This is a genomic window from Mycobacterium sp. 4858 (assembly GCF_900240975.1).
Lineage (GTDB): Bacteria > Actinomycetota > Actinomycetes > Mycobacteriales > Mycobacteriaceae > Mycobacterium.
Map to the genome: position 1 here is coordinate 3,458,421 of NZ_LT968776.1, position 24,647 is coordinate 3,483,067.

Genomic DNA, 24,647 nt, shown 5'->3' on the forward strand with positions numbered 1-24,647 from the left:
CGAAGAGAGCAGGTCGTCATGCCAAGCATTCCGCAGTCACTGTTGTGGATCTCGCTCGTAGTGCTCTGGCTGTTCGTCTTGGTGCCCATGCTGGTCAGCAAACGCGATGCCGTGCGCCGCACCAGCGACGTCGCGCTGGCGACCCGCGTCCTCAACGGTGGCGCGAATTCCCGCCTGATCAAGCGGAGTGGTCCGGCCGCCGGTCACCGCTCCGACCCGAACTGGAAGCCGCCGGAGGAGGCGGCCGACAGCGAGGTTGACGACGAGCGCGACCTCGCCGGGGATGACGACGACGAAGAGCACGACACCGAGGAGCTGCGGGCCGCGCGCCCCGTCGTCATGAAGATCGCGACGCCCGAGCGCACCGAGCCCGACTACCTCGACGTCGATGTCGTCGAGGATTCGCAGGCGCTGCCGGCGGGCGTCGAAGCGGTCGTCGAGGAAGAAGCCGAGGCCGACGAGGCCGACGAGGACTCCGACACCGACGTGGTCGCCCGCGGCGGCGGCGAAGACGACGACGAGGGATACGAATACGTCGACGACTCCTCCGGACTCGAGCCGGAAGCCGAAGCCGAGGCCGACGAGGAGGAGATGCCGGCGCCGGTGCCGCGGAGCGCCTCGCGGCGCCGCCGGTTTGACGCCAAGGCCGCCGCCGCGGTCAGCGCCCGGAAGTACAAGTTCCGCAAGCGCGTGCTGATGGTGATGGCGGTGGTGCTGGTCGGCACGGCCACGGCCGCGTTCAAGATTTCGCCCACCGCCTGGTGGGCCTGCGGCACCGCCACCGCCGTCACGCTGGTCTACCTGGCGTATCTGCGCCGGCAGACCCGCATCGAGGAGAAGATCCGTCGCCGCCGGATGCAGCGGATGGCCCGGGCGCGAATGGGCGTGGAGAACGCCTACGACCGCGACTACGACGTGGTGCCGTCGCGGCTGCGGCGCCCCGGCGCGGTGGTTCTCGAGATCGACGACGAGGACCCGATCTTCGAGCACCTGGACTACGCGATGCCGATGCGCAACTACGGCTGGCCCAGGGACTTGCCGCGAGCCGTCGGCGAGTAGTGCTCGCATTTCGGCGGTTGGGGCTGCGGCTGGTAGCCTGCTAGCGATCAGGGGCTATGGCGCAGTTGGTAGCGCGACTCGTTCGCATCGAGTAGGTCAGGGGTTCGAATCCCCTTAGCTCCACCACATGTGATGCTCCGGCTATCGAATTCCGACCGGTGTTTGGGCGCTCCCTTTCGGGGCGTCGAAGATGGCTTCGAACTCAGCGGGCGGGATGCCTCTGAGGTGGCGGGCAGCGGGGTGTGTGTCAGTAGGCCCGGCCGCTACACGAAGTCGCGGTGATCGCGGTTGGTGCGCTGTTCAGGTGTTAACCGGCCGGGGGGCTCGGGGCTTTTCAGCGGGCTTCTTTGGGGCCCCGTTCCCTTCCCCTCTTCGTTCGGGGGTCGAGAAGCGGCTTAGCGGAACTTCGTCGCTGTCGCGCACTGTCCCCGAAATGAGGTACTCGGGTCGCGGTGCCGGCGCCGGAAGGAAGTCGCGGCAGTAGGTGTCCAGTCGGTCCGCAAGCAATAGGTAGTCGAAGATGTGCCGAGAGAGAAACGACAGGTCGGACTTACTGAGCTGGTTGACCTTGAACAACGGATAGACGAACTCGAATGCGCTGAAATAGCCCCGGTTTTCGATGTCGTTCACAATGCTGATGACATCTGACGCGACGAACGCTGAAAGGTCGAGAATTTCGGAATTCACACGGCGGGCGCGCTCCATATGATAGTGAATCGCGTCAAGCATGGGCGCGTGTGCGGCTGGGGCGGCCGACGCGATCAGCATCTTCGTAGGCGTTTCGGGCCCAATCTTGCTACAGGTCTCTTGGACGTGCGCCAACGTATTCTCTCGTTGGCTATCGAACCCGGCCGCTTGGTGCAACGTGCCCATGAGGGCGGTCGCCTCGCCGACGACGCGAGATAGCAACGGTTCTAGGTTCCTGTAGATGTTTTGGCGATCTCGCCGCAACGGCAGCCGGACTATCAGCAGGTAGAAAATGAATGCCGTCACGTATTCGAGTGCGAGGTGGAAAAGAAGGTCGCCGAGCCGCTCAGCACCTGGGAAGGCTTCGGGATTGTCGGCCAGCCAAACATGCTCGGCAACGGAGTAGATCAACGCAACCCATGCCAGACCCCAGAGCGATCGGTTGAGTCTGCGTTCGAAAGTGCTGAGATAAGTGAGCTGAGTTGCACGTTGCCAGCGGCGTTTGAGTCCGTCACTCATGCGGATGATTATTACCCAGATGCGCCCTGCCGGCTGGCCCTCGCGCCGCGTTCATGTCGACCGTCCTAGAGGGCGCTGGCCTGATGCTCTCGCTACCGCACGTTGTGTCTGGAGGCCGGCATCAGCCTGCCTGCGACGTGCAACTGGTCACCGAGGACTCCGTCAACTCTGGGATCGCGACGTAACTCGAGCGGGCCTGATCGGCAATTGGCACACTGTGCCCATGGCACAGATAACCTTGAGTGGAAATCCCATCAACACTGTCGGCGAACTGCCTGCCCTCGGATCTAAAGCCCCCACCTTTAATTTGACCGGCCACGACCTATGGGAGGTCGGCATCGAGCAGTTCCGCGGCAAACCGTTGGTGCTGAACATTTTTCCGTCGGTCGACATGCCGGTTTGTGCGGCGACCGTACGGCACTTCAACGAGCGCGCCGCCGCGAGCGGTGTGTGCGTGCTCTGTGTGTCGAAAGACCTGCCTTTCACGTTTCAACGATTCTGCAGTGCAGAGGGCATCGAGCACGTCAAGACGGCTTCGGCGTTCCGTGACAGCTTCGGCGAAGACTACGGCGTCACGATGACCAACGGCGCGATGGCCGGGCTCCTTGCAAGGGCCATCGTGGTGATTGACGCCGACGGCTACGTCGCGTACACGGAGTTGGTCCCGGAAATCGAGCAGGAGCCTGACTACGACTCTGCGCTGGCCGCGCTGAGCTGAGCGTCGTCGCGGGTGGTACCGCCCGCCGGATGGGCGTCACCGCAAAGGTTCCGATGAATACGGGACCATTCCGGGACGACTCAGTGCGCCAACGAAGTTGGATCTGCGGCGGCATCGCGATCGATCGTCGAACGCGCATGAGCGGCGCAATCTATCGGTTGGCGTCTCCAGCCAGATGGGCCTGCAGCGCCGTTAGCGCTTGGATAGGCTGCCCCTCATGGGAGCGCGCACCGGGTACGCGGAGGGGACGTTCAGCTGGGTCGACCTTGCCACGACTGAGCCGGAGGCGGCCACAGCGTTCTATGGAACGCTCTTCGGCTGGACCCCGGACGAGCGGCGCATGGCGGACGGGCGCGCGTACACGGTCTTTTGCCGAGAACGCGAGGAGGTCGCCGGGCTCTATGCCCTGCCTGCGGGCGACCCCGCCGGCGGTGAGACACGCTGGAACTCGCACGTCTCGGTCGCCGACGTCGACGCGGCGGCCGCCCGTGCCCGTGCGTTGGGCGGCAGCATCCTCGCCGGGCCACTGGATTTCGGAGACCGAGGGAGGTTGGTGGTCGTGCGCGATCCGCACGGGCCCGTCATCCACCTCTGTGAGCCCGGTCGGTACTTCGGCGCGACCCGCGTGAACGAGCCCGGGTACCTGACGTGGAATGAGCTGGCCACCCCGGATGTCGATGCGGCGATCGCCTTCTACTCGGGGCTGTTCGACTGGCGCATCGAGTTCCTCGCCGGCATGCCGGTGCCCTACTGGGTGATTCGTGTCGGACCGCGGGACAACGGCGGGCTGCGCGGTCTGACGGCGGCGGACGCCGGCGCACCTTCGCGCTGGCTGCCCTACTTCGTCGTGACCGACGTCGCGGAGACCGGCGCAGCCGCCATCGCCGCCGGCGGTGCGGTTCTCGCGGGGCCGACCGAACAGCCGAAGGGTGTCTTCAGCCTGCTGCGCGACCCGCAGGGGGCGAGCTTCCTGGTCTTCGAAAGCGACAAGCTTGACCCGTGAACCGCGGAGCCGGGCGTGATCCTGGCCAAGACGTTGGTGTTCGGCTCCGGTCCCGAGTGCCCCACCGAACTGCTCTGTCTGCCGCTGCTGCGCGCGCGGTACGGGCTTACCTTCAAGGAATTTCGTGTCACCGATGCCGGCGGGCCGCGCACTGTCGACGCGCTCACAACGGGGGAGATTCAGGTCGGCGTGCTCTTCACGACCGATCCGCGCCTGCTCGCCGGCGACTTCGTTCTGCTCGAGGATGACCTGCACGCTCAGCCCGCCGAGAGCGTGACGCCGATCCTGCGCGACGAGGTGCGCGTCGCGCACGGCGATGGCCTCGCCGAGACCATCGATGCCGTGAGCGCGGAACTCACGACCGAGCGCCTCGCCGACCTCAATGGCCGCGTCCTGGGCGGGGCATCTCCGGCGGCGGCGGCGGCCGAATTCCTGACCGAGAGGCGGTACGGCCTGCCGCCACGCGCACCGCGGAGGGACCGACCGGCGATCGTCATCGGGTCGGCCAACTTCGCCGAGAGCGTGACCGTGGCCGAGCTTTACGCCCACGCGCTGGCGGACGCAGGCTTTCCGGTCGAGCGGCGCCTCGAGATCGGCAACCGCGACACGTACTTTCCGTTGCTCCGCGACGGCACAGTCGGCCTCATCCCCGAGTACGTGGGCAGCCTCCTCGCGTACCTGGACGACAGCGGGAGCCCGATCTCGGATCCGCACCAAGCCCACGCGGCGCTCGACCAGGCGTTGCAGGGAACGGGCCTTGTGGCTCTGCAGCCGGCGCCGGCCGAGAACAAGAACGGCGTCGTCGTGACCGCCGCGACCGCGGCGCGCTACGGCCTGACGAGGATCAGTGATTTCGGCCGGGCGATCGGCGACCCGGACGGGAACGGCTGACCTAAATAGTGGGGCGGCGCGCTGTACCACTGCTTGGCTGCGCACCCAGACCGGATCGACCGATTTGGGAGGGGCTGAAAGGGTGATGCCTCGCGCTACCGCCCTCTTCTTGAGCGGCACGGCCTGGCCTCGGGCTCGTTCCTATAGGACTCGGTTCAGCCCCTCCGACGTCGAGTCTGCCCCGCGGGCGGTCCCCGGCCATAGTCGGCGAGCGGGAACCATTCACTTTTCGGCGGATCCTTCGTTTCCTGGCTCCCGACGGAGCGGGATCACGGCGCGGTTGCCCGTCATGGGTGAGTGACCAGATACGTTTCGTTGTCCAGGTCGGCCGTGAGTTCTTCGACGTTGAAAGGCCGGTCGAGCCGGGCGTGCAACGCCTTCGGATCGATCAGCAAGCTGATTTCGGCCGTTTGGCCGGCGAACAGGCGCCCGATGAGCGGATAGATGCGGCGCATGATCGCCCGTTCCGCAGCGGTGCAACGCGATGCGCAGTACCCTACGTGACCGATCTCGTCGGTCAGGATGTCGCTGTAGAGCAGTTCGATTCGCTCGGCGACGTCCGGTTCGTCGGCGAACAGTTCCCTGCCGGCGCGGCGCAATTCGTCGAACATGATGCAGCCCGCCATCTCTGCGGCCCCGACGAACAGGAAGCCCAACCGTGCGGGCATGAAGACCCCGGTTTTGACGAACTGTCGCATCACGAAAGGCGGGGGAACCACTTGGAACGTCAGATCGAAGATGTCGAGCGCATACGCGAGTAGGCGGGTGTGGTAATGCTCCTCGAGCTCGAGGTAGACGTTTTCGGGCGGCAGGTTCTGATCGCTGTTGCGCCCATAGGTTTCGCCAAGCCCGACGCCGAACCGTTCCGCCTGATTCAGCTTGGCCGTCGCCAAGAGGAACAGCATTTTCCTGTCCAGCCCGGCCTCCGGGCGACGGCGGCGCAGGTTGCGATGGAATGTCTGTTGATCGACAGGGTGGGCCGACCGGACCGGATTGGCCTCGAGTTGAGCGAAGAATCGCTCGCGATTCGCCAACCGCCGGTTGAGCAGGTCGGCCTCGCCGTCACGTCGGGCCAAGAATTCCCGGTAGCCCTCGATGCCCGTACCGTTCATCGCTTCTCCATTCCCTTGACAATCGTTGTCACGTAACGGCTTAACTGCGCCGGGTCGGGTGTTCCGGTGGCCAGCAGGGCGAACAGCCCGGTCAGGAAGAACGTCGCGAGTTCCGCGGCGTCAATCTCCGTGCGGGCCTGCCCCGCGGATTGCGCCCGGGCGATCACGCCCACCAGAAATCCCGCGAGCGGGTGTTGCGCCAGCTCGTCCTCGACCGGACGCGACGACGAGAAGTGCAGACCGAGCATGTCGCGGAAAACCGCTGCACCCAAACGACTTTCGGCGGCCAGCACGTGAGCGACGAGCTTCGACAATACCGATGCAAGATCACCCTTGGCGTCGCCGAGTTCGCTGATGATCCGGGTTTCCTCGTTGCGCTCCAACTCGGCGAGAACGTGCTCCTTGGTGGGGAAGTGGAAGTAGAACGTTCCGCGCACCACGCCGGCCGCGGCGGCGATCGCGCTCACGTCGGCGGCGGCCAGCCCCCTCCGCGCGAATTCGGTCAACGCGGCGTCGAACAGGCGCGCCCGGGTTTCCAGCCGGCGCGCCTCCCGTGCGCCAACGGCCGATGCCTCGGCCACCGCTGGGGCGTGCGACGACTCCATGGACGGACGGTACCGCCATTCGCTGACGATCGTCAATGACGGCCGTCAGCGAATGGCACCGCCCGTTCACCCACGTGTGAAGCCCGGAGCCAGGAACCGCTCCAAGACTCTTCGTTCGACGCGACTGTTCGCGAGCGGCCAGTAAGCCAGGGACAACACCACGCGCACGATCCACTGCGCCGCCTCCGGGTCGTCGGCGATTCCCGTGAGCTCGGCGGCGAGGTGACTGAGCACCGGGGACGAATGCAACTCGCCAAGATCCGGGGAACTGCCCGGACTGAGCATCAGCCGCCGCAGCGGGTCCGTCCTGATCTGTTCGAGTGCGACGGTGACGGCGGTGATGACGCGGTCGGGGCCGCTCAGCCCATCCACGGCACGCCGAACCGTCTCGATGATCCCGGCCGACAGGCGGATCAGCACCGCGTCTCGGATCTGGGCCTTGCCGCCCGCGTAGCGATAGATGGTGGCTCTTGAGCAGTGCACCCGCGCCGCCAGGGAGTCGATGTCGAACGCATCCAGCCCCTCGCGTAGCACGAGATCGGTCGCGGCAGCGTAGATACGATCCGCCGCGGCGGCCCGACGATCGCCACCGAGGACCCAGTCATGGCCGGCCATGGGCGTTTCCCTCCCCTGAGTAGTCGGGTCCATGCGTTCTCACATCTGAGACGAGCTCAGCCATATGTTCCAGCATCGGCGCAGCTAGCTCAACGCAGGTGAGACGGCGGACGCGCCAGGATGGCCCTGCGGATTGCAACTTTCGGCATGTCCATTGACGGCAGATGTCGTGGGAACTCAGCGTTGAGCAATGGATTCGAATGCCGGCGGCCTCGGGCTCGCGCTGTTCGACGAGCGGTTCATCCAAAATCCGCAGTTGCTCTACGAACAAATGCACCGGGCCGGACACGTCCATCGCATCGGCGAATCCGGCTTCTATGCGGTGAGCAGTTGGGAAGCCGTGAACGAGGTTGTCGCACGCTGTGCCGACTTCTCGTCCAACCTGACGGCGACGATGATTTATCAGCCCGCCGGCGGCGTCGACGCCTTCCCCATGGGAGAACTCGGCGGTCCCACTCAAGCGTTGGCGACCGCTGACGAACCGGTCCATTCGGCGCATCGAAAGATGTTGCTCCCACAGCTGGCGGCGAAGCGCATCCGCGCCTTCGAGCCATTCATCGCCGACACCGCTGCCCGCCTGTGGGATCGCCACGCGCGAGGCGGACGCATCGAATGGATGAGCGCGATGGCCAATCGGCTACCCATGATGATCGTCGGGAGGATCATCGGTGTCCCCGACGCCGACATCGACAAGATCATCCAATGGGGTTACTCCGCCACCCAGGTGGTCGAAGGGCTGGTCACCCGAGATCAGCTGGATGCCGCCGGGGTGGCCGTGATGGAGCTCAGTGGCTACGTCACCGAACAGTTCCGGAACGCGGCAAGCCACCCACAGGACAATCTGCTGGGAGACCTCGCCGTCGCGTGCGCCTCCGGCGAACTGGACGACTTGGCCGCGCTAGCGATCATGATCACCTTGTTCAGTGCAGGGGGTGAATCGACCGCCTCCTTGATCGGTTCTGCCGCTTGGGTTTTGGCGACGCGGCCGGACGTCCAGCGGCAGGTGCGCGATCGGCCGGATTTGCTCGGGGCGTTCCTGGAAGAGGTGCTGCGCTACGAACCGCCTTTCCGGGGCCACTACCGGCACGTCGTCAACGACACCGAACTATGCGGCGCCGAATTACCGTCGGGTTCGCGGCTGCTTCTGTTGTGGGGAGCGGTGAACAGGGATCCCGCGCACTTCGACGATCCGGAAGAGTTTCGACTCGATCGGCCTGCGGGGAAGGGACACATCAGCTTCGGCAAGGGAATCCACTTCTGCGTCGGAGCGGCGCTGGCGCGACTGGAGGCGAACATCGTCCTGGGCGAGCTGCTCGCGCGGACGTCGAACATCACGGCCGCCGACGTCGGAAAGTGGCTCCCCAGTCTCCTGGTGCGGCGCCTCGAACGCCTGGAACTCGCGTACGCGTAAGCGCGATTGCCCGCCACTTGACGCGGGTACTGATCTCTTCGGACCGAGTCACGAATCCGAAAGGACCGCATGCCGACGCGCGAGCACACCGCCACCGACGGCCTGTTGCAGGAACTGCTGTGGGCCTACGGGCCGTGCGGCCAGGAAGCCGACGTCCGCGCGGTGTGCGCCCGCGAACTGCAACCCGTCGTCGACGACATGTGGACCGACGACGCCGGCAACCTGATCGGGTACATCGCCGCCACGCCCCCGGGCGACGACGCCGGGCGCGTGCACCGCCACCGGGTGTCCTCGGCGGCCGAGCCCGGCGTCGCGACGCGAGTCATGGCGCACCTGGACGAGCTGTCCATGCTCGTCAAGCGGGTGGAACCGGATGGCACCCTGCATGTGACCCAGCTGGGCACGATGTATCCCGGCAACTTCGGCCTCGGCCCGGTCGCCGTGCTCGGCGAGCACGAGACGCTGACCGCGGTGTTGACGCTCGGCTCCGAACACACCACCCAGGAGAGCCAGCGGATCTGGCAGACCAAGCCCGACCAGGGCGACAAGGCGCTGGACTGGGACCACGTCTACGTCTTCACGGGGCTGAGCACCGACGAATTGGAGGTCGCCGGGGTGCGCCCGGGCACCCGCGTGTGCGTCGACCGCACCAAGCGGACGCTCGTCGAGTTCGGCGGTTACCTGGGCTGCTACTTCCTCGACGACCGGGCCGCGGCGACCGCCCTGCTGCGCGCCGCACGCCTGTTGCGCGAGCGCGCCCAACGGCCCGTCGACGACGTGTATCTCGTGTTCACCACCAACGAGGAGATCGGCGGGGTGGGCGGGACGTACGCCAGCGGGTCGCTGCCCGGCACCCTCACCCTGGCCCTCGAGGTCGGCCCCACCGAGCGCGAGTACGGCACCAGCGTCACCGGCGGCCCCATCGTCGGCTACAGCGACGCGTTGTGCGTCTACGACAAGGACGTCGCCGACCGGCTGATGGGCATCGCCGCCGACCTTGGGTTGTCCCCGCAGGCGGCGGTGTTGGGCGCCTTCGAATCCGACGCGTCGCACTCGAAGGCCAACGGGCTGACACCGCGTGCGGGTCTGCTGTGCGTGCCCACGCTGAGCACGCACGGCTATGAAGTCATCTCGCGCAGCGCCATCGACGACATGGCGTCGATCATCGCCGAGTTCGTGCTGCAGCCCGGTGCGCATGCCCGGGACGAAGACTAATGCGGCCCCAAAAATTGCCTGAACATTGACTAAGAGGCGCGTGGCGGCGCCGGGCGCGTCGGAATACCCGTCCTACGGTCGACGGATGAACGTTGACTACTACCTGCAGAAGGTGCCGGTCGAGTCGGTGCGGCCGGGCTTTTCGCTCGCCATCGGTGAACGCGGTGACTATCGCCTGTTCCGGGTGGAATGCACGCAGATGACACAGCGCAGCGGTCAGCCGGTGATGTTCACGCTCACCTCCGAGGCCCTCGACGGCGGTGCCCCGTGGGTACTCGAGTGCGAGGCGGGCACGCCGGTGGTCCGGGTGCTCGGCGTGTGCAAGGCGGCTTCCTAGTCCCGTCAGCCCGGCTTTGCCGCGGCAACGAACTGCAGCGCGCGCTGGGTCTGTTGCTCGATGTCGATCAGCCCGGCCGACGAGAACAGGTCGACGAAGGCGTGCCGGTCGAACATCGAGAGCCCGATGACGCGGGCACCGGCGGTCATCGCGTGCCGGATTCCGGGCAGGTCGGGGACGTAGCTGGTGAGGACCGCGATCCGGCCCCCGGGCTTGAGCACCCGCACCATTTCGCGTGCGACGTTGAACGGTTCGGGCATCAGGTACAGCGCGCCGAAGCAGCAGACCGCGTCGAACGTCGCGTCGGCGAACGGCAACGCGCGGGCGTCGCCGCGCACGTAGCAGGTCCGCGGGGTGCTGTTGTCCAGGACGGCCCGCGTGAGCATCGGCTCGGAGATGTCGAAGCCGACCGCGAGTCCGCCATCCGGTAGTTGTTCTGCCAGCGAGCCGGTGAAGTTGCCTGGGCCGCAGGCGACGTCGAGCAGTCTGTGCGCGGTGGACAGCCGAAGCGTCGACGCCGCGCGCCGCTGCTCGGCGCCCGTGGTGACACCGCTGGCCGCGTAGAACGCGGCCGGGCGCCACAGCCGTTCGTAGACCGTGGCGACCAGGGGGCTGTTCATGGCGCGCTGCGCGAGCGTCGGGGCCGGCGAGCTCGTCGATTCGCCCAGTACGTCGAGGAATCCGTGCCGCGGCACGGCGGGCTCGGTCAGCAGACCCCGGGTCAATCCGACTGCGTCCTGGCTCATTTCATCGCTTTCGTTCGGGTGTGCACGTGTTGGGATAACCCGCGGGTGGATCCCCATTTTTCCGCCGATCCGGCACGATCCGGCTGCCCGGCGGGCGGCCCAGGCCGCCCCTACGGTGTCGACGACCTGTCGTTCGGTCGAGACGTCGAACCAGAGGCCGCCCACCCGCACCTTGCGCGGCCCAGCGCCGGCCGGGCGCGGTGAACTGCGGTGGGCTCGCTCACCCGCTCATCATGCCTCGCGGCCTCGCGGACACCTACGGCCGACGCGCATTCCTTGCCGCGGTTGGAAGCCAGCCCATAACCTGGGCAACATCCGACCGCGGCCAGGGGACTCGGCCTGGCGCGGTAGACGACGGCGACGCAGGCGGGCAGGTCATGGCAGAGCGGCGGTCATCGCGACGCGCAGACCCGCGCCGTGAGGGCATGAACGGCGGGCTATCGCGGTGGCCTTGACCGGCGCGCGGGCCGACGAGCTGGCGGCGATGGACATCTTCGAGGGGTGTCCGACCGCCGATCTGGCGCCGCTGGCCGCGTCGCTGCAACCGCTGCGCGCCGCGCCCGGCCAGGTGCTGATGCAGCAGGGCGAGCAGGCGGTCTCCTTCCTGCTCATCTCCTCGGGAATCGTGGAGATCGCCCATGTCGGCGATGACGGCGTGGTCATCGTGGAGCACGCCTTTCCCGGGATGCTCATCGGGGAGATCGCCCTGCTGCGGCACATCCCGCGGACCGCTACCGTCACCACCGCCGGCCCGCTGACCGGGTGGATCGGCGACAACGACGCCTTCGTCCGTATGGTCCACATCCCCGGGGTCATGGAGCGGCTGCTGCGCACGGTGCGCCAGCGTCTCGCCGCGTTCATCACGCCGATCCCCATTCGTGTCCGCGATGGAACAGACCTGATGCTGCGGCCGGTGCTGCCCGGCGACAGCGAGCGAACCGTGCACGGGCACATCCAATTCTCCAGCGAGACGCTGTACCGGCGGTTCATGACACCGCGCCTTCCCACCCCGGCGCTGATGCACTACCTCTCGGAGGTCGACTACGTCGACCACTTCGTCTGGGTGGTGATCGACTCAGGGAACCCGGTGGCCGACGCGCGCTACGTGCGCGACGAAGGTGACCGCAACGTCGCCGAGATCGCGTTCACCGTCGCCGACGCCTATCAGGGGCGCGGGATCGGCACCTTTCTGATCAACGCCCTGTCCATTGCCGCCCGGGTCGCCGGCGTCGAAAGATTCTCGGCCCGAATGCTTTCCGATAACCTGCCGATGCGGACGATCATGGACCATCACGGCGCGATCTGGCAGCGCGAGGACGTCGGCGTCATCACCACCGTCATCGACGTCCCGCGCCGGCGTGACCACGGTTTTCGGCGCGACGTGGCCGCCCAGATCGAGCACGTCGCCCGCCAGATGATCGAGGTGGTCGGCTGACGCCGCACCCGGTGCTACGAACGAGCATGCGGCCGTTCCGGTTTGGCGCGGTGACAACTCCCGCGCTGGCGTTGCTGGTGGCCGCGTGCACCCACGCACCGGCGCCCGCCCCGTCGCCGACGCCCACGAAGGCGCCACCGCCGACGGCGGTCAACCCGGCCAACATCAAGCGGGTGGTTCGCGAGCTGCCGCCCGGTTACGAGGCGACCACGGGCATCCCGAGCGGGGCGTCCCCGCAAGTGATCTGGAGCCTGGGGCCCAATGCTTCGGACACCAAGGTGCGGCCGCCGCAATGCGGGGCGCTGGCCGACCCCGGCAACGGACGTGACCAGTCGGCGCAGGGAGTGTCCGCCTCGGGCAGCGGCGGCATCGTCGACGCGGTGGTGGTGGCTTTGCCGGGGCCGGTGGTCCGGCCCGACGACGTGGTCGCCGCGTGCGGCCAGTGGACCATGACCGTCGCACGCAGCACGGCGAGCGTGCACCTCATCGACGCTCCCCGCATCGACGGCGCCCAAACCCTCGGCATGGTGGCCGACGTCAAGTCGTCCGTCGAGTCGGGCACCGAGATTGATTCGCGCACATACACCTTCATCGCATACCTGGGCAACTTCTACGCGTTCACCACGCTGACCACCGATCCGGGTTCGGTGGTCCCAGCGCTGCCGCCGCAATTCGCCGCCGATCTGCTCGTCAAAACGGTGTCCACGTTGCGCAGCTGACGCGCCGGCCTTCGGTAGATTAGCCACGGTGTTCAAAGTGGCGGTCACGGGCGCGGCGGTGGGGGTGCTCGCCGGGTGCTCGTCGGGGGGGCCTAGCTCGGCGGACGTCGACATCAAGAAGGTCGCCGACGTGAAGTCGAGCTTCGGGCCGGAGTTCAAGGTCACCGACATCGGGGAGCGGGGGATCGATCCCAAGGTGCTCTCCGGCCGCAAGCTCCCGGAGGGCCTCACGTTCGACCCGGCCAATTGCGCCAAGGCGGCGACGGGACCGGAGATGCCCCCCGACCTGCAGGGCAACATGGCCGCCGTCTCCGCCGAGGGCAAGGGCAACCGATTCGTCGTCATCGCCGTGGAAACCTCAAAAGCCTTGCCGTTCAACGACCCCGGCAAAGAGTGCGCCAAGGTGGCGTTCACCGGACCGCAATTGCGTGGCGGCCTCGAGGTGGTCGACGCGCCGCACATCGACGGGGCCCGCACGCTGGGGGTGCACCGCGTCCTGCAGGCCCTGGCCCCGGGCGGTGCCCGCACGGGCGAGCTCTACGACTATTCGGCCCAATTCGGTGACTACCAGGTGATCGTCACCGCCAATCCGCTGGTGGTCCCCGGGCAGCCGGTCGCGCCGGTCGATACGCAACGCGCCCGCGACTTGCTCGTCAGCGCGGTGAAGTCGGTCCGCGGCTAGCGAATGGGCCGGGCCTAACGCACGCCGCGCGGCCGGAACTGGATGCTGATGCGCGGGCCCACCGGTGTGGTCGTCTTGGGCACGGCATGCTCCCAGGTGCGCTGGCACGAGCCCCCCATCACCAGCAGGTCGCCGTGCGCCTGGGGCAGCCGCAACGACGGCCCGCCACCGCGCCGCCGCATGGCGAAGGTGCGGGTGGCGCCCAGGCTGACGATCGCCACCATGGTGTCCTCGGAGCTGCTGCGCCCGATGGTGTCGCCGTGCCAGGCGACGCTGTCCGAGCCGTCGCGGTAGCAGCACAACCCGACGGTGGTGAACGGCTCACCGAGCTCGCCCGCGTAGATGTCGTTGAGCCGGCGCCGCAGCCTGGCCAGCAGCGGGTGCGGCGGGGCCTCCACGGGCAGGGCGTGGAAGATCACCAGCCGCGGCACGGCGACCACCCCGGCGTACATCTTGCGGCGGTCCTCCCGCCAGGGCACGCCCGACAGCAGGCCGTCGAGCAGATCGTCGGCGTCGGTGAGCCAGCCCGCGCGGATCTCGATGAAGGCGCCGTCACCGAGTTCTCTGCGCTCGGTGTGTGCGAACAGGGAGCCTTGTACCGCGATCTCCACGGCGGCCAGTCTATCGCACATCCGTTCGATGAAGAGGGGACCGGCCGTCCGAGCGGCTACCGTTTTCCTTGTGGGTGTGGTTGAGCTGGGCACCAATTCCGAGGTGGGCACGCTGCGGGTCGTGATCCTGCATCGACCGGGCGGCGAGCTGCGGCGGCTCAATCCGCGCAACATGGATCAGTTGCTCTTCGACGGGCTGCCCTGGGTCGCGCGCGCGCAGGACGAACACGACCGCTTCGCCGCGCTGCTGCGGTCACGGGGCGTCGAGGTGCTGCTGTTGTCGGACCTGCTGGCCGAGGCGTTGACCCACAGCGGGGCGGCGCGGATGCAGGGCGTCGCCGCCGCGGTCGACGCGCGGAGGCTCGGAGTGCCCCTGGCGCAAGCGCTTTCGTCCTACCTGCGCGGGCTGGACCCGGGCAGGCTGGCTCAGGTGCTGATGGCCGGCATGACGTTCAACGAACTGCCCTCGGACATCCGGACCGACGTGTCGCTGGTGCTGCGCATGCACCAGGGGGCGGACTTCGTCATCGAGCCGCTGCCCAACCTGGTGTTCACCCGCGACTCGTCGATATGGATCGGCCCGCGGGTGGTCATCCCCACGCTGGCGCTGCGCGCCCGGGTCCGCGAGGCGTCGCTGACCGATCTGATCTACGCGCATCACCCGCGGTTCACCGGGGTACGGCGCGCCTACGAGTCGCGCACCGCCCCGGTCGAGGGCGGCGACGTGCTGCTGCTCGCTCCCGGTGTGGTCGCGGTCGGCGTCGGTGAACGCACCACCCCGGCGGGCGCGGAAGCGTTGGCCCGCAGCCTTTTCGACGACGACCTGGCCCACAAGGTGCTCGCCGTGCCGATCGCGCAGCGGCGTGCGCAGATGCACCTGGACACGGTGTGCACGATGGTCGACATCGACACCGTGGTGATGTACGCCAATGTGGTCGACACGCTGTCGGCGTTCACCATCGAGCGCACGCCGGACGGTGTGGCGATCAGCGATGAGGCTCCGTTTCTGGAGGCCGCCGCCAAGGCGATGGAGATCGACCGGCTGCGGGTGATCGACACGGGGTTGGACCCCGTGATCGCCGAGCGGGAGCAGTGGGACGACGGCAACAACACCCTGGCGTTGGCGCCGGGGGTCGTCGTCGCCTACGAGCGCAACGCCCAGACCAACGCCCGCCTGCTGGACGCGGGCATCGAGGTGCTGACCATCGCGGGGTCCGAGCTGGGCACCGGCCGCGGCGGCCCCCGCTGCATGTCCTGTCCGGTCGCCCGCGATCCGCTGTAGCCGTTGCGCTGAGATTGCCGCCATGGTCGTCGCTGGGGGCCGAACCGCAACCCTCACGGCAATCTCGGCGACGAACGGCGGGCCAGCGCCTCGCGGGCCCGCCGGGCGATGACGCTGGGGCGGTCCTCGTTGATGACCCTGATCACGGTCCAGCCGAGGCTTCCCACGATCTCGGCCCGGCGAATGTCTTTCACATACTGGCCGCGATCGGTGCGGTGCTGTTCGCCGTCGTACTCCAGCGCCACCATCGGTTCTTCCCACCCCATGTCCAGGTAGGCGACCAGCCGACCGTCGGTCACTCTGATCTGCGTGGTGGGCCGCGGCAAGCCGGCGTCGATCAACACGAGGCGCAGCCAGCTTTCCTTCGGCGACTGTGCACCCCCGTCCATCAGGGACAGGGCTGCCCGGCATCGCCGAACGCCCCGGACCCCCTTATTGCGGGCGAAGAGCGGAGCCACGTCGGCCGGGGCGAGGCCGGTCGCGGCCGACAACGCGTCAAGGTGGGCCACCGCGAGACCGCGCGTTAGATGGCGTCCCAGGTCGAAAGCCGTGCGCGTCGGGCTGGTGACCGGTAGCCCATCGAGGTCGACGACATCCTCTGCGCTGATGCGTTCGCGGCGGATGATGACGCCGGGTGGCGGGTGGTGGAAAGGCCCGATGATCTCGACGGGCGCGAGGTCGTCGACCCATTTCGCCCCGTGCAGCGCGGCGGCCGCCCGGCCGGCGATGATCGCCCGCCTGCCCGACCACAGCCAGGCCGCCCAGATATTGTCGTGAAGCGACCTGGGCGCATTCTTCGGCACGTACACGTCGCGATGGATTCGCCGGTAGCGCCAACGCAATTGGCCGCGCGTGAGCGAACCGCCCGCTATCGCTTCGCTTCCGATAAAGGTCCCCGCCACGCGCCCATCATGGACGCCACGACCGATCTCGCGTCCACATTGCCGCCAGGGTTGTGGACAGCGTGCGAAGCGCAGCCCTCACGGCAATCTCGGCGACGAACGGCGGGCAAAGCCATCAGCGCCAGCTGGGCAGCCAGATCTCCATGTCCCACGTCTGCTGCGAAATCGGCAGCCCGGTGAGCACCGGGAACAGCCAGGCGAAATTGGTCACCACCAACGCGACGTAACAACAGACGGCGATCAGCCCCAGCGTGCGTCGCTCCTGGGTGAGACCGCGCGTCCGGCCGGGCGGATAGAGAATGTCCCCACATATCAGGGCGATCCCCATCACCAGGAACGGCGCCATCGTCGCCGCGTAGAAGAAGTACATCTGCCGGTCGATGTCGGCGAACCAGGGCAGCCACCCGGCGCAATACCCGGTCAGCACAACGGCATAACGCCAGTCGCGGCGGACGAAGGTGCGCCAGCAGGCGTAGAGCAGGACCGGCACGGCCAGCCACCACATGGTCGGGGTGCCCACCAGCATCTCCGCCTTGACGCACGACTGCCCGCCGCATCCGGAGACGTTCTGCTGGTCGATCGCGTACAGCACCGGCCGCAACGACATCGGCCAGCTCCACGGCTTGGACTCCCACGGGTGGTGGTTACCGGCGGCGTTCGTCAGGCTCTTGTGGAATTTGAACGCCATGGCGGTGTAGTGCCATAGCGAGCGGATGGCGTCCGGGAGCGGGACCACCGAACGGGGGCCGATGGACTGACCGACCTCGTGCCGATCGATCGCCGTCTCGGACGCGAACCAGGGCGCGTAGCTGGCCAGATAGACGGCGAACGGGATGAGCACCAGCGCGTAGACGGTGGGGATCAGATCCCGGCCCCACATCCCCGCCCACGGCCGGGTCACCTGGTACTGGCGCCGCGCCGCGACGTCGAAGGCCAACGACATCGCGCCGAAGAACAGCACGAAATACACACCGGACCACTTTGTCCCGCACGCCAATCCGAGCAGGACGCCCGCAGAGAACCGCCACCAGCGCACCCCCAGCCGCGGGCCCCACAGCGTCTCGGCGGCGCGGCCCTCGAGCAGCGCGACGTGCATGCGCCGGCGCACCTCGTCCCGGTCGACGATCAGCGCGCCGAACGCCGCGACCACGAAGAAGGTGAGGATGCCGTCGAGCAGGGCGGTCCGGGCGGTGACGAAGCTGACGCCGTCGCAGATCACCAGCACGCCGGCGATGGCGCCGACCAGCGTCGAGCGGCTGATCCGCCGCACGATCCGCATCACCAGCACGACCAGCACCACGCCGAGCAGGGCGCCGGTGAATCGCCAGCCGACGCCGGTGTAGCCGAAGACCGCCTCACCGATCGCGATCAGTTGCTTGCCGACCGGCGGATGGACCACCAGGCCGAACCCGGGGTTGTCCTCGACCCCGTGGTTGTGCAACGCCTGCCAGGCCTGCGGCGCGTAATGCTTCTCGTCGAAGATGGGCGTGCCGGCATCGGTCGGCGAACCCAGGTTGAGGAACCGGCTGATCGCGGCCAGCACGGCGATCACGCCCGTCACGACCCAGCCGCGAATCTGATCGGTCGGCCCGAAATCGGCCACCGGAACCATCGGCCCCGGGCTGACGACGGGCACGACGCGCTCCTGGCCGGCGACCGGGGTTTCGCGGGGCGGGGCGGACATCGGTGTCGATCGTAGGCTGTCCGTCATGACCACCGGCCGCCTGTTGCTGGGCGCGACCCCGTTGGGCCAGCCGTCGGACGCCTCGCCCCGCCTGATCGACGCCCTCGCCCGCGCCGACGTGGTGGCGGCCGAGGACACCCGCCGGGTGCGGACGCTGGCGAAGGCCCTGGACGTCACGATCACCGGCCGGGTGGTCAGCCTGTTCGACCGCGTCGAGGCGGCCCGGGTGGAGCCCCTGATCGCCGCCGTCAAGGCCGGCGCGACGGTGCTGGTGGTCAGCGATGCCGGGATGCCGCTGGTCAGCGATCCCGGCTTCCGGCTGGTCGCGGCGTGCGTGGACGCCGGCCTGCCGCTGACGTGTCTGCCCGGCCCGTCGGCGGGGATGACGGCGCTCGCCCTGTCCGGCCTGCCGGCGGAGAAGTTCTGCTTCGAGGGATTCGCCCCCCGCAAGAAGGCCGCGCGGCGGGCCTGGCTGGACTCGCTGGCCGACGAGCGGCGCACCTGCGTGTTCTTCGAATCGCCGCGCCGGCTGGCCGCGTGCCTGCAGGACGCCGTCGACCAGCTCGGCGGCGCCCGTCGGGCCGCGATCTGCCGGGAACTGACCAAGGTGCACGAGGAGGTGGTGCGTGGATCGCTCGACGAGCTGGCGGCGTGGGCCGACGACGGGGTGCTCGGCGAGATCACCGTGGTGCTGGCCGGCGCCACCCCGCGCGCCGACCTGCCCGCGCTGCTCGGGCAGGTGCAGGAGCTGGTCGACGGCGGCGCGCGCGTGAAGGACGCCTGCGGTGAGGTGGCCGCCGCCAATCCGGGGGTGCGCTCGCGCCAGCTCTACGACGCCGTCCTGCGGTCGCGCCAGGCCTGAGGGTCAGCCCGCCGAGAACGCGGCCGCGATCCGCGGCTGCCCCACGATCGGGGACGCTTTGTGCAGGCATTCGGCCCATTCCGCGTCGGGATCGGAGTCGGCGGTGATCCCTCCGCCGACACCGAGGACAGCGCCGCCCGCAGCGTCGAACTCCACCGTCCGGATGGCCACGTTCAGTTCGCACCCCGCCAAGGGTGAAGCCAAACCGATTGTGCCGCAATATATTCCACGGCGATGCGGCTCCCATTGCGAGAGCAGCTGGCGCGCACGGTGTTTGGGTGTTCCGGTGACCGAGGCGGGCGGGAAGGCGGCGTCCAGCAGCGCGGACGTCGGCAGCTCGACCGGGACGCGTGCCGACACGGTGGACACCAGGTGCCACACGCCCGGGGCGCGTCGCACCACCAGTAACTCGGGCACGGTGACGGTGCCGACGATCGCCACCCGGCCGAGGTCGTTGCGCACCAGGTCCACGATCATGATGTTCTCGGCCACCTCCTTGGCCGACGCCCGCAGCGCCGACGGCCAGGCATCCAGCGGCAGGGTGCCCTTGATCGGGCTGGACGTCACCAGCGTCCCGCGCCGTCGCAGGAAGAGTTCCGGGGACAGCGACGCCACCGCACCCCACGGCCCGGCGAGGTAGGCGGCCCGCGCCGGGGCAGTGCGGGCGATGCCGTCGGCGAAGAAGTCCAGGGGGGCGCCACTGGCCGTTCCGATGAACTGCGTGCACACGCACGCCTGGTACACCTCGCCGGCGCTGATGGCCTCCAGGCAGTTCAGCACGCCGTCGCGGTGGGCCGCCCGATCGGCCGGGGCCCAGTCGATGCGGCAGTCGCGCGTCGGCGGCGGCCCCGTTGCCAGGGCGGCGGCAAGCCAGTCCGGCATCGGCGCGCCGGACAGGCTTTCGTACCACCACCGGCCGTCCCGGTCGCGCCGCAGCACGCAGTCGGTCCAGCCGCCCGCGGCCTCGGGGATCCGGTTCGGCTCGCCGCCGGCGCCGGGATCGGGATAGGAAAGGTAACCGATCCAGCCGCCACCCACGGCTTCCGAGTCGAGCGACTGCGGGCCGGGCTGGACCGCGAAGGCGGCGTCGGCATCGACGGGCCGCACCGGCACGCTCGGCGCGATGACCGCCAGCGCGCCGAACCATTCGCCGGTCAGCGCGGCCGGCGGCGGCAGCCCGAGCCGGGCGGTGGCGTCCCCCACGGCGCGCAGCACCGCGGGGGCGGCGCCAAGGTCGCCGAGCCGGTCGATACGCACCGCCCTAGCTTGACAGAAGAGCGCCCGCCTAGCCGCGGCTGACGTCGCGCGCGGTCGCCAGCGCCGCCAGCTTGTCCGGATTGCGCGTCACGTAGAAGTTCGTGATCTTGTCCGCGGCGATCTCCAGGGTGATCACTCCCTCGAGGTGATCGCCCAGGTAGAGCAGCACCGCCGGGGCGCTGTTGCAGGTCACCATCTCGATGCGGAACTCCGCGAACTCGCTCGCCTTGCGGATCAGGCCGACGATGGCCCTGGCCACCCGGTCGGCGCCGACCACCGGCCGGCGCGCCGCGGACACCTTGCCGCCGCTGTCGGCCGTCCAGGTGGCGTCGGGGGCGAGCATCGTCATCAGCGTCTGGACGTCACCGCTGGCGGCCGACTGGAGGAACTGGGCGGTGAGCCGCGCGTTGCGCTGCGGGTCCGTCGCCTCGAACCTCTTCCGCCGCGCCCGCACGTGTTCGCGCGCCCGGTGCGCCACCTGGCGTACCGTGGGCGCCGGTTTGCCGACCGCCTCGGCGATCTCGCCGTAGTCGAAGCCGAACACCTCGCGCAACACGAACACCGCCCGCTCGTCGGGGCTCAGCGTTTCCAGCAGGACCAACATCGCCATCGAAATGGATTCCGCCAGAACGACATCCGTCGAGGCATCTTGCTCGTCGAGCAGCAGCGGCTCCGGCAGCCACGGCCCCACGTACTCCTCGCGCCGGCGCGCGTCGGCGCGCAACGCGTTGAGCGCCTGCCGGGTCACCAGCGCAGCCAGGTAGGACTTGGTGTCACGCACCGTCGACAGTTCGACCGCCGCCCACCGCAGGTAGCTGTCCTGCAGGACGTCGTCGGCCTCGGTGGCCGAACCGAGCATCTCGTAGGCGATGGTGAACAGCAGCGGCCGCAGCACGGTGAACCGTTCGGCGTGCTCGTTGCCGGCGGGCGCGTGCGTCATTGCAGCGCGACCTCGGCGGACTCCTGCGCGGGCCGCTTGCCGCCCTTGAGCCAGCGGTACGAGCCGGGCTTGGCGGCCTCGCGCCGAATGGCCCACAGGGTGCCCTTGCAGATGGCCTCCTTGATCGACGCGGCGGTCCGGCCGCCGATCGCCAGGTTCACCGGAGTGTCGTCGGTGTGGGCCAACTGCAGCGTGCCGTAGGTGCGGCCCAGGCTGATGCACTGGCCGACGAACGCCTGGTTGAGCCGGGCCGGAGCGGTTAAGTCGATGCGGCTGAGCACGGTGTCGGCGGCTTGCGCACCCAGCGGGCCGGCGGCCTGGCAGCTCATCCGTAAGGGTTGGCCCGACGGCGCGGCCGCGTCGCCCGCCGCGACGACGTAGGGGTTGTCGACGCTGGTCAGCGTCTCGTCGGTGAGCAGCCGGCCCAGCGCGTCGGTGCTCAGCCCGCTGCGCGCGGCCAGGTCCGGCACGGCGAATCCGGCGGTCCAGACCGTCGCCGCGCTCGGCAGCACTGCTCCGTCGCCGAGCACCACCGCGTCCCATCGCACCTCGGTCACGGTCGCCGATTCCAGCACGTTGACCCCGAAGCCGCGCAGGCGCTTGGCGACGGAACGCCGGCCGCGCCTGCTCAGCGACGGGCCGAGCGTGGCGCCGCACACCAGGGTCACTTGGCGGCCCCGTTCGGCCAGCTCGGCGGCCGTCTCGATGCCGGTCAGCCCGCCGCCGACGACGATCACGGGCGCGTCCAGCGGCAGGTCGGCCAGCGCGTAGCGCAACCGCTGCGCGCTTTCCAGGTCGGCTATCGGGTACGCGAAGTCGGCGAACCCGGGCACCGCAGCGGGTGCGGCGCCGGTGCTGCCGACCGCGTAGATGAGGTAGTCGTAGCCGAGCTCGCGGCCCGAGGACAGCAGAATGCGCCGGTCGGTGGCCTCGATGCGGTCGACGGCGTCGACGACCAACCGGATCCCGTCGGCGAGCAGGGTCGCGTAGTCGGCGGTCGCGGGGCCGGTGTCGGCGACCAACTGGTGCAGCCGGATTCGCTCCACGAAGACGGGGCGCGGGTTCACCAGGGTGACGTCGACGTCGCGACGTTGCCGGAGCCGGTTTGCGGCCAGGGTTCCGGCGTATCCGCCGCCGACCACGACGACATGAGTTTTCTGGGCGATCACCTCGGTCATTTGCTGTCTCCTGTTCTCGCGGGCCTGATGCCCTTGAGACACCGCGGGGTCCTCGAGCGTGACAGGGCCGCCCACATTGTGACGCGCCTCACGGGTGCCGCTTGCGGGGTCGGGCCGGCCCGCGGCGGACCGGGGGAGGGACGGGTGGTGCGTGCTAGGCTGCGCTACGCCAATTCGTGACCAGCCCCGCGTCGTATACGCGCACCAGATAACCCAGGCACTATGGGGCCACTTCAGTGTGCATCGGTGTGTGTTGGGAGAAGCAACCGTGAAGACGAGGAAGAGCGCGCTGGCCGCTGTCGTGTGCGCGGCGGTGGTGCTGAGCGGATGCGGTGGCAAGAGCGATCCCGGTCCACTGTCCGCGATGGTCAGCCCGGCCATCCCGCCCAGCGCGCAAGAGATCCCCAACCCGCTGCGCGGCCAATACGAGGAAGGCTTGAATCCGCTTTTCCCGCAAGGCAATCCCGCTCAGCAGCGGTACGCCGCCTGGCCCGCGTCGTACGACGCCAGCCTGCGGGTCTCGTGGCGGCAGTTGCAGCCCGTCGACCCGCACACGCTGCCGCCCGACGCGCCCGACGACCGCAAGTTCGACTTCAGCGCGATCGACGACGCGCTGGCCAAGGTCGGCAGCCGAAACATGCGGCTGATCCTCGGCGTGTACGCCTACAGATCCTGTTGTAACGATTCCTATCCCAACGGCACCAACATCGCGATCCCGGACTGGATCCGCTCCGCGGCCACCAGCTACCCCCCGGCGCCGAACGGGTCCACGCCCGGTGTCACCCAGGTGGTCCCGAATTGGAACGACGCCGACTACCTCAACAACTTCGGGCAGCTGCTCGCCGCGCTCGGCCGGCGCTACGACGGCGACGAGCGCCTCAGCGTGTTCGAGTTCTCCGGGTACGGCGACTCCGGCAAGACCAGCCTCGCCTACCTACGGGACACGCTCGGTGCGCCGGGGCCGGCGCCGGACGACAGCCTCTCGAAGTTGGGCTATTACAGCCAGTTTCGCGATCAGAGCATCACCAAGGCGTCCATCGGGCAGCTGGTCGCGGCGAACGTCGGCGCGTTCGGCCACACGCAGTTGGTGGTCACCGGGGAGAATCCGGAGATCGTCCGCGAGTTGTTCGCCGACGACGTGACGAAGAAACTCTCCGCTCCGGTCGGCATCCGCGCGGATTGCCTTGGCGTGCAAGCGCCGCTGCCGGAATGGGCCGAGTCCAGCGACTCGCACTACGTGCGGTTCAACGACGCCGCCGTCAACGCGATCAAGCAGCGGCTCACCTCGGCGCTGGTGGTCAGCCAGTGGTGCGGATTGCCGAACGGGACCGACCCGCGGTCGTACTACGAGAAGGCCCTGCACGACGTCGTCAGGTATCACGTCTCGATGACGTCGAGCTCCAACTTCCCCGACCGGGATGCGACGTCGGCGATGGACCCCAAGCTGTATCTCCTCTGGGCCAAGGCCAACGCCTCGGCCGGCTACCGGTACTCGGTGGAGGCCAAGCCGGGCTCGCAGTCGATCCAGGGCAAGGTGGCGGCCATCTCCGTCGTCTGGACCAACTACGGCTCGGCGGCGGCCACCGAGCAATGGGCACCCGGCTACAAACTGGTCGACTTCTCCGGAGCGGTGGTCCGTACCATTCCCGCGACGGTCAACCTCAAGACGCTGGTCCACGACGACTCCAGCTCGTCCCGCGAGGAGGCGGTGCCCGAGTCGGCCACCGAGTCGGTGCGCGTCGACGTGACCGGCCTGGCGCCCGGGCACTACACGCTGCGCGCATCCGTGGACTGGCAGCAGCACAAGCCCGGCGCCTCCCACGTGGTGAACTACGCGCCCATGGCGCTGGCCCGCGACGGGCGGGACGGCTCTGGCCTGTATCCGATAGCCACCCTCGACATCGCGAGCGACGCGGCGGCCGCCAACGGGTCCTAGCGCCTCGATGACGGGCCGACGGCCCTCGTTCGCGCCGGCCGGCAGACCCTCGCCGGAAGTTGTTCGTTAGCCCGGATGGGGCGGGTACCGCGTGGTAGGTTTTGCTGACCAAAACCGAGCGTGACCTGCCCTGGTCCGAAAACATCCGACAGCCACACACGCGAACCGAAGGGGTACGTCGACGCGCTGGGCGCGCATCCGGCGGGGTTCGTCATCATGACCGTCCCCCGATCGGGCAGCC

24 protein-coding genes and 1 tRNA gene are annotated in these 24,647 nt (G+C 68.7%); 14 read left to right on the plus strand and 11 right to left on the minus strand.

The features are described 5' to 3' along the window. Nucleotides 1-18 precede the first annotated feature (18 nt). A complete protein-coding gene (gene glpR / locus C1737_RS25075) occupies nt 19-1,059 on the plus strand; it encodes a gephyrin-like molybdotransferase receptor GlpR (protein ID WP_102419721.1) in 1,041 nt (346 codons plus the stop codon). Nucleotides 1,060-1,109: 50 nt separating this feature from the next. Further along, a tRNA-Ala gene (locus C1737_RS25080) sits at nt 1,110-1,185 on the plus strand. A gap of 174 nt (nt 1,186-1,359) precedes the next feature. On the opposite strand, the gene C1737_RS25085 is transcribed toward C1737_RS25080, so the two are convergent. Continuing rightward, nucleotides 1,360-2,265 (minus strand): hypothetical protein, encoded by a 906-nt coding sequence (locus C1737_RS25085; RefSeq protein WP_142393494.1) that lies wholly within the window; start codon nt 2,263-2,265, stop codon nt 1,360-1,362. Nucleotides 2,266-2,488: 223 nt separating this feature from the next. Between C1737_RS25085 and tpx the strand changes: the two genes are divergently transcribed. The 3 genes from tpx (at nt 2,489) to C1737_RS25100 (ending at nt 4,877) form a co-directional block, all read left to right on the plus strand. Then, nucleotides 2,489-2,983: a thiol peroxidase gene (tpx, locus tag C1737_RS25090; protein WP_102419723.1), complete on the plus strand. Its 495-nt coding sequence runs from the start codon at nt 2,489-2,491 to the stop codon at nt 2,981-2,983. A gap of 217 nt (nt 2,984-3,200) precedes the next feature. Then, nucleotides 3,201-3,986 (plus strand): VOC family protein, encoded by a 786-nt coding sequence (locus C1737_RS25095; RefSeq protein ID WP_102419724.1) that lies wholly within the window; start codon nt 3,201-3,203, stop codon nt 3,984-3,986. A 15-nt stretch (nt 3,987-4,001) separates the two neighbouring features. Further along, nucleotides 4,002-4,877: a glycine betaine ABC transporter substrate-binding protein gene (locus C1737_RS25100; RefSeq protein ID WP_102419725.1), complete on the plus strand. Its 876-nt coding sequence runs from the start codon at nt 4,002-4,004 to the stop codon at nt 4,875-4,877. A 287-nt stretch (nt 4,878-5,164) separates the two neighbouring features. Here the strand turns inward: C1737_RS25100 and C1737_RS25105 are convergent, their stop codons facing one another. From C1737_RS25105 to C1737_RS25115, 3 genes are all read right to left on the minus strand, one after another. Then, nucleotides 5,165-5,989 (minus strand): hypothetical protein, encoded by an 825-nt coding sequence (locus C1737_RS25105; protein WP_067921381.1) that lies wholly within the window; start codon nt 5,987-5,989, stop codon nt 5,165-5,167. Then, on the minus strand, nt 5,986-6,594 hold the full coding sequence (locus C1737_RS25110; protein WP_102419726.1) for a TetR/AcrR family transcriptional regulator: 609 nt from the start codon (nt 6,592-6,594) through the stop codon (nt 5,986-5,988). Before C1737_RS25110 ends, C1737_RS25105 begins: the two co-directional genes overlap by 4 nt. 66 nt (nt 6,595-6,660) lie before the next feature. Continuing rightward, nucleotides 6,661-7,209 carry a TetR/AcrR family transcriptional regulator gene (locus C1737_RS25115; RefSeq protein ID WP_102419727.1) on the minus strand — a complete coding sequence of 183 codons (549 nt, stop codon included), beginning with the start codon at nt 7,207-7,209 and terminating at the stop codon, nt 6,661-6,663. Nucleotides 7,210-7,399: 190 nt separating this feature from the next. Between C1737_RS25115 and C1737_RS25120 the strand changes: the two genes are divergently transcribed. The 3 genes from C1737_RS25120 to C1737_RS25130 all read left to right on the plus strand — a co-directional run bounded on the left by C1737_RS25120 (nt 7,400) and on the right by C1737_RS25130 (nt 10,172). After that, the gene (locus C1737_RS25120) at nt 7,400-8,620 is read left to right on the plus strand and encodes a cytochrome P450 (protein WP_102419728.1); all 1,221 of its coding nucleotides are present in this window, start codon (nt 7,400-7,402) and stop codon (nt 8,618-8,620) included. A 69-nt stretch (nt 8,621-8,689) separates the two neighbouring features. Beyond that, complete coding sequence (locus tag C1737_RS25125) at nt 8,690-9,835, plus strand: M20/M25/M40 family metallo-hydrolase (RefSeq protein ID WP_102419729.1); 1,146 nt, start codon at nt 8,690-8,692, stop codon at nt 9,833-9,835. 85 nt (nt 9,836-9,920) lie between these two features. After that, a complete protein-coding gene (locus C1737_RS25130; protein WP_067919652.1) occupies nt 9,921-10,172 on the plus strand; it encodes a hypothetical protein in 252 nt (83 codons plus the stop codon). Between the two features lie 5 nt (nt 10,173-10,177). Here C1737_RS25130 and C1737_RS25135 read toward each other — a convergent pair whose 3' ends face one another. Further along, a complete protein-coding gene (locus C1737_RS25135) occupies nt 10,178-10,918 on the minus strand; it encodes a class I SAM-dependent methyltransferase (RefSeq protein WP_102419730.1) in 741 nt (246 codons plus the stop codon). A gap of 484 nt (nt 10,919-11,402) precedes the next feature. On the opposite strand from C1737_RS25135, the gene C1737_RS25140 reads away from it, so the two are divergent. From C1737_RS25140 to C1737_RS25150, 3 genes are read left to right on the plus strand one after another with little or no spacing between them, the layout of a single operon-like run. After that, complete coding sequence (locus C1737_RS25140) at nt 11,403-12,353, plus strand: GNAT family N-acetyltransferase (protein WP_102420119.1); 951 nt, start codon at nt 11,403-11,405, stop codon at nt 12,351-12,353. Nucleotides 12,354-12,379: 26 nt separating this feature from the next. Beyond that, the gene (locus C1737_RS25145) at nt 12,380-13,072 is read left to right on the plus strand and encodes a DUF5642 family protein (protein ID WP_102419731.1); all 693 of its coding nucleotides are present in this window, start codon (nt 12,380-12,382) and stop codon (nt 13,070-13,072) included. 28 nt (nt 13,073-13,100) lie between these two features. Beyond that, the gene (locus C1737_RS25150; protein ID WP_102419732.1) at nt 13,101-13,754 is read left to right on the plus strand and encodes a DUF5642 family protein; all 654 of its coding nucleotides are present in this window, start codon (nt 13,101-13,103) and stop codon (nt 13,752-13,754) included. Between the two features lie 14 nt (nt 13,755-13,768). Here C1737_RS25150 and C1737_RS25155 read toward each other — a convergent pair whose 3' ends face one another. After that, nucleotides 13,769-14,365: an alpha-ketoglutarate-dependent dioxygenase AlkB gene (locus C1737_RS25155; RefSeq protein WP_199182929.1), complete on the minus strand. Its 597-nt coding sequence runs from the start codon at nt 14,363-14,365 to the stop codon at nt 13,769-13,771. Between the two features lie 28 nt (nt 14,366-14,393). On the opposite strand from C1737_RS25155, the gene arcA reads away from it, so the two are divergent. Then, complete coding sequence (gene arcA, locus C1737_RS25160; protein ID WP_369807553.1) at nt 14,394-15,647, plus strand: arginine deiminase; 1,254 nt, start codon at nt 14,394-14,396, stop codon at nt 15,645-15,647. 53 nt (nt 15,648-15,700) lie between these two features. Here arcA and C1737_RS25165 read toward each other — a convergent pair whose 3' ends face one another. Together C1737_RS25165 and C1737_RS25170 are read right to left on the minus strand one after the other, a co-directional pair. After that, nucleotides 15,701-16,549 carry a DUF559 domain-containing protein gene (locus C1737_RS25165; RefSeq protein ID WP_199182931.1) on the minus strand — a complete coding sequence of 283 codons (849 nt, stop codon included), beginning with the start codon at nt 16,547-16,549 and terminating at the stop codon, nt 15,701-15,703. A gap of 115 nt (nt 16,550-16,664) precedes the next feature. Continuing rightward, a complete protein-coding gene (locus tag C1737_RS25170; protein WP_102419735.1) occupies nt 16,665-18,233 on the minus strand; it encodes a dolichyl-phosphate-mannose--protein mannosyltransferase in 1,569 nt (522 codons plus the stop codon). A gap of 25 nt (nt 18,234-18,258) precedes the next feature. On the opposite strand from C1737_RS25170, the gene rsmI reads away from it, so the two are divergent. After that, on the plus strand, nt 18,259-19,095 hold the full coding sequence (gene rsmI, locus C1737_RS25175; RefSeq protein WP_102419736.1) for a 16S rRNA (cytidine(1402)-2'-O)-methyltransferase: 837 nt from the start codon (nt 18,259-18,261) through the stop codon (nt 19,093-19,095). Between the two features lie 3 nt (nt 19,096-19,098). On the opposite strand, the gene C1737_RS25180 is transcribed toward rsmI, so the two are convergent. The 3 genes from C1737_RS25180 to C1737_RS25190 are packed head-to-tail and all read right to left on the minus strand — an operon-like array spanning nt 19,099 to nt 22,470. Then, on the minus strand, nt 19,099-20,352 hold the full coding sequence (locus tag C1737_RS25180; protein WP_102419737.1) for an aminodeoxychorismate synthase component I: 1,254 nt from the start codon (nt 20,350-20,352) through the stop codon (nt 19,099-19,101). Nucleotides 20,353-20,380: 28 nt separating this feature from the next. After that, nucleotides 20,381-21,292 carry an RNA polymerase sigma-70 factor gene (locus tag C1737_RS25185; RefSeq protein WP_102419738.1) on the minus strand — a complete coding sequence of 304 codons (912 nt, stop codon included), beginning with the start codon at nt 21,290-21,292 and terminating at the stop codon, nt 20,381-20,383. Further along, nucleotides 21,289-22,470, minus strand: coding sequence for an NAD(P)/FAD-dependent oxidoreductase (locus C1737_RS25190; protein ID WP_102419739.1), 1,182 nt, complete (start codon nt 22,468-22,470; stop codon nt 21,289-21,291). Before C1737_RS25190 ends, C1737_RS25185 begins: the two co-directional genes overlap by 4 nt. A 268-nt stretch (nt 22,471-22,738) precedes the next feature. Between C1737_RS25190 and C1737_RS25195 the strand changes: the two genes are divergently transcribed. After that, on the plus strand, nt 22,739-24,406 hold the full coding sequence (locus tag C1737_RS25195) for a hypothetical protein (RefSeq protein ID WP_233214817.1): 1,668 nt from the start codon (nt 22,739-22,741) through the stop codon (nt 24,404-24,406). The last annotated feature ends 241 nt before the right edge of the window (nt 24,407-24,647 follow it).

Bases quoted from the DNA above. Each gene is read 5' to 3' on its own strand.
- glpR (WP_102419721.1), top strand. From the start codon at position 19: ATGCCAAGCATTCCGCAGTCACTGTTGTGGATCTCGCTCGTAGTGCTC.
- C1737_RS25085 (WP_142393494.1), bottom strand. From the start codon at position 2,265: ATGAGTGACGGACTCAAACGCCGCTGGCAACGTGCAACTCAGCTCACT.
- tpx (WP_102419723.1), top strand. From the start codon at position 2,489: ATGGCACAGATAACCTTGAGTGGAAATCCCATCAACACTGTCGGCGAA.
- C1737_RS25095 (WP_102419724.1), top strand. From the start codon at position 3,201: ATGGGAGCGCGCACCGGGTACGCGGAGGGGACGTTCAGCTGGGTCGAC.
- C1737_RS25105 (WP_067921381.1), bottom strand. From the start codon at position 5,989: ATGAACGGTACGGGCATCGAGGGCTACCGGGAATTCTTGGCCCGACGT.
- C1737_RS25110 (WP_102419726.1), bottom strand. From the start codon at position 6,594: ATGGAGTCGTCGCACGCCCCAGCGGTGGCCGAGGCATCGGCCGTTGGC.
- C1737_RS25115 (WP_102419727.1), bottom strand. From the start codon at position 7,209: ATGGCCGGCCATGACTGGGTCCTCGGTGGCGATCGTCGGGCCGCCGCG.
- C1737_RS25120 (WP_102419728.1), top strand. From the start codon at position 7,400: ATGGATTCGAATGCCGGCGGCCTCGGGCTCGCGCTGTTCGACGAGCGG.
- C1737_RS25125 (WP_102419729.1), top strand. From the start codon at position 8,690: ATGCCGACGCGCGAGCACACCGCCACCGACGGCCTGTTGCAGGAACTG.
- C1737_RS25130 (WP_067919652.1), top strand. From the start codon at position 9,921: ATGAACGTTGACTACTACCTGCAGAAGGTGCCGGTCGAGTCGGTGCGG.
- C1737_RS25135 (WP_102419730.1), bottom strand. From the start codon at position 10,918: ATGAGCCAGGACGCAGTCGGATTGACCCGGGGTCTGCTGACCGAGCCC.
- C1737_RS25140 (WP_102420119.1), top strand. From the start codon at position 11,403: ATGGACATCTTCGAGGGGTGTCCGACCGCCGATCTGGCGCCGCTGGCC.
- C1737_RS25145 (WP_102419731.1), top strand. From the start codon at position 12,380: ATGCGGCCGTTCCGGTTTGGCGCGGTGACAACTCCCGCGCTGGCGTTG.
- arcA (WP_369807553.1), top strand. From the start codon at position 14,394: ATGAAGAGGGGACCGGCCGTCCGAGCGGCTACCGTTTTCCTTGTGGGT.
- C1737_RS25170 (WP_102419735.1), bottom strand. From the start codon at position 18,233: ATGTCCGCCCCGCCCCGCGAAACCCCGGTCGCCGGCCAGGAGCGCGTC.
- rsmI (WP_102419736.1), top strand. From the start codon at position 18,259: ATGACCACCGGCCGCCTGTTGCTGGGCGCGACCCCGTTGGGCCAGCCG.
- C1737_RS25185 (WP_102419738.1), bottom strand. From the start codon at position 21,292: ATGACGCACGCGCCCGCCGGCAACGAGCACGCCGAACGGTTCACCGTG.
- C1737_RS25190 (WP_102419739.1), bottom strand. From the start codon at position 22,470: ATGACCGAGGTGATCGCCCAGAAAACTCATGTCGTCGTGGTCGGCGGC.